Here is a 3,167-nt window from a genome sequence, read left to right as displayed (position 1 = left end):
CGCTGCATCGGCTGCGGCCGCTGCACCACCTCCTGCCCGACCTGCAGCTGCTACAGCGTGCACGACCTCACCTATGCGGAGAATCCCAAGCAGGGTGAACGCCGTCGCCAGTGGGCCAGCTGCATGGTGGATGGCTTCAGCGACATGGCCGGTGGCCACGGTTTTCGCGCCAAGCACGGCGAGCGCCTGCGCTATCGCGCCCTGCACAAGGTCAATGACTACAAGGCGCGTCAGGGGGAGGAGCACATGTGCGTCGGCTGTGGCCGCTGCGACGATCGCTGCCCTCACTACATCTCTTTTAGCAACATCATCAACAAGATGACCGATGTGGTCGAACAGACCATCGCAGCCGACCACGCGCAGGGGGCGAACTGATATGTGCCAGTGCCAACAAACCGCACCAGCAGAACAGCAGCAGGACGTGGTCGAAAACCGCTTGTTGCCCAAGGCCTACACCATTCTTGCGATCGAGCGTCACACCGAGCTGGAGTGGAACTTTCGGGTCTCCCGCGACTTTGATGTTCACTATGGCCAGTTTGTGGAGATCTCCCTGCCCACCGTCGGCGAAGCGCCCATCTCGGTCTCCGACTATGGCGATGGTTATGTGGATCTGTTGATCCGCAAGGTCGGCAAGGTGACCGATGCGCTGTTTGCCCTCGATGTGGGCGACAAGGTGTGGATGCGCGGCGTCCACGGCAACGGCTATCCGCTGGAGACCTACCGCAACCAGCACCTCATCGTGGTGGCGGGCGGCACCGGCGTCGCGCCGGTCAAGGGGCTGCTGCGCCGCTTCAGCAAACACCCGGAAGAGGTGAAGTCCCTTGACATGATCCTCGGCTTCAAGAACGAGCAGGCGGTGCTCTATCGCCACGAGATGCCGCTCTGGGCCGAGCAGCAGAACCTCATCGTCACCCTGGACGAGGGCAAGGAGAGCGAGCAGTTTCGCATCGGCCGGGTCACCGACTACATCGACCAGCTGGATCTCGCTGACAAAGAGGATATCCAGGTGATCGTGGTCGGCCCCCCCATCATGATCCGCTTCGTGGTGCTCGCCTTCCTCGAGCGGGGCATCCCCAAGGATCGCATCTGGGTCGACTACGAACGCCGCATGGCTTGCGCCGTGGGCAAGTGTGGTCACTGCCGGATGGGCGACACCTATATCTGCGTGGATGGACCGGTCTTTCGTTTTGACCAGGCCCAGCATCTGATCGACTGAGGGAGAACACCATGAGTCTCGATATCGACATCATCAAGGCCCGCGCCAAGAACGAATACCGCCTCTCCAAGGTGCGCGGCGAAGCGATGATCAGCGTACGCATTCCCGGCGGGATCATGCCCGCCCACCTGCTGGCAGTGGCCCAGCAGATCGCCGAACAGTACGGCAACGGCTTGATCCACCTCACCACCCGCCAGAAGCTGGCGATGCCCGGCATCAAGTATCAAGACATGGACAAGGTCAACGCCGCCCTCGAGCCCTTTATCAAGGAGATTGAGGTGGAGACCTGCGGCATTGAGGTAGCGGACACCCGCGCCGGTTACCAGACCATCGGCGGGCGCAACATCGTTGCCTGTCAGGGCAACACCATCTGCCAGAAGGGCAATATCGACTGCACCGGGCTGGCCCAGCGGATGGAGAAGCACCTCTACCCCAACCCCTATCACCTCAAGATGGTGATCGCCGGCTGCCCCAACGACTGCGCCAAGGCCAACATGGCCGACTTCGGCATCCTCGGCATCGCCAAGATCAATTTCAATGCCGAGCGCTGCATCGGCTGCGGCGCCTGCGTCAAGGCGTGCAGCCACCACGCGGTGGATTGCCTCGCCATCAAGCATGGCAAGGCGGTCAAGGAGGAGAGCAAGTGCATCGGCTGTGGCGAGTGCGTGCTGGCCTGCCCGACCCTGGCCTGGCAGCGGGATCCCAAGCAGCTCTACATGGTCAAGCTGGGGGGACGCACCAGCAAGAAGACCCCCCGTACCGGCAAGCTGTTCCTCAACTGGGTCACTGAAGAGGTGCTGCATGCGGTGATCAAGAACCTGTTCGAGTTTGAGGCAGAGATGCTGGATGGCAAACCCATCTACCTGCACATGGGTCACCTTATCGACCGAGCCGGTTATCACAAGTTCAAGGAGCGGGTGCTGCGCGGCGTCACCCTCAACCCGGAAGCCATGGTCGCTGACCGCATCTTCTGGGCCGAAGATCAGTACGTCGCCAACATGCACGTCAAAGCGGTGCAATAGAAAAACCTCGTTTGGGGAAGCGTGATCAAGTGGCCGACACCGGTGGGGATCTGTCGTTGGCCCGGGCGTAGATCACCCTTCCCCTTTTTTATTCCCGTTGGGGGACCTTTCCCCCAACCATCCGGGGTGCGTCACGGCGCGCCCTGCTATCTCGCCCGGCGCGGCATTGCGAGCGGGCCAGTATCCGGAGCCTGTTATGGACTTTCTCCCTCTCTTCTGTCAGCTGCAAAACAAGCCGGTGCTTATCGTCGGCGGCGGTGAGGTGGCGGTGCGCAAGGCGCGCCTGCTGCTCGATGCCAAGGCGAAGATCACCATCAATGCCCCGCATCTCGAGCCCCAGCTGATGAGCTGGGCCGAGCAGGGTCGCCTGACCGTCTGCGCCGCCGATTTTCATCCCGAACTGCTCGATGGCAAGTGGCTGGTGATCGCTGCCACCAACCAGCCCGAGGTTAATCATCAGGTTTTCAGCGAGGCGAGCCTGCGCCAGATCTTCTGCAATGTGGTGGACTCCCCGGCCTACTGCAGCGCTATCATGCCCGCCATCATCGACCGCTCGCCGTTAATGGTGGCCATCTCCAGCGCAGGCGCGGCACCGGTACTGAGCCGCCAGCTGCGGGAAAAACTCGAAGCCATGCTGCCGCAACACCTCGGCCAGCTGGCAGCGCTGGCGGGCAAGCTGCGCGAGCGGGTCAAACTCATTCCGGACAAGCTGGCCCGCCGCCGCTTCTGGGAACGGCTCTTTAACCATGATCGACTGGCATGCCAGCTGGCCCGCGGTCAGCAGCTCGCTGCCGAGCAGAGCGTCGCCGAGCTGCTGAATGACCCGCTGCAGAGCAAGGGACGCGTCACCCTGGTGGGAGCGGGCCCCGGCGATGCGGGGCTGCTCACCTTAAGCGGCTTGCAGCAGTTGCAACAGGCGGATGTGGTGG

General features: G+C 62.4%; 4 protein-coding genes. All 4 read left to right on the top strand.

Annotated elements, in window-relative coordinates; genetic code table 11:
- The coding region (locus LD28_RS0112450; protein ID WP_033137284.1) for a 4Fe-4S dicluster domain-containing protein at window positions 1–375 on the top strand (375 nt) is incomplete at its 5' end.
- Window position 376: 1 nt separating this feature from the next.
- Window positions 377–1,216 carry an anaerobic sulfite reductase subunit AsrB gene (gene asrB / locus LD28_RS0112445; RefSeq protein ID WP_033137283.1) on the top strand — a complete coding sequence of 280 codons (840 nt, stop codon included), beginning with the start codon at window positions 377–379 and terminating at the stop codon, window positions 1,214–1,216.
- A gap of 11 nt (window positions 1,217–1,227) precedes the next feature.
- Window positions 1,228–2,238 carry a sulfite reductase subunit C gene (gene asrC, locus LD28_RS0112440; protein WP_033137282.1) on the top strand — a complete coding sequence of 337 codons (1,011 nt, stop codon included), beginning with the start codon at window positions 1,228–1,230 and terminating at the stop codon, window positions 2,236–2,238.
- A 196-nt stretch (window positions 2,239–2,434) separates the two neighbouring features.
- A partial coding sequence (locus LD28_RS0112435; RefSeq protein ID WP_033137281.1) for an NAD(P)-dependent oxidoreductase occupies window positions 2,435–3,167 on the top strand: 733 nt, incomplete at its 3' end.

Source organism: Aeromonas finlandensis (genome assembly GCF_000764645.1).
In the GTDB taxonomy this organism is placed as follows: Bacteria; Pseudomonadota; Gammaproteobacteria; order Enterobacterales; family Aeromonadaceae; genus Aeromonas; species Aeromonas finlandensis.
The sequence above is the reverse complement of the archived record's forward strand: the minus strand, read 5'-3'. Positions and strand labels throughout refer to the sequence as shown.

Coding starts and splice junctions, on each gene's coding strand:
- asrB (WP_033137283.1), top strand. CDS start 377: ATGTGCCAGTGCCAACAAACCGCACCAGCAGAACAGCAGCAGGACGTG.
- asrC (WP_033137282.1), top strand. CDS start 1,228: ATGAGTCTCGATATCGACATCATCAAGGCCCGCGCCAAGAACGAATAC.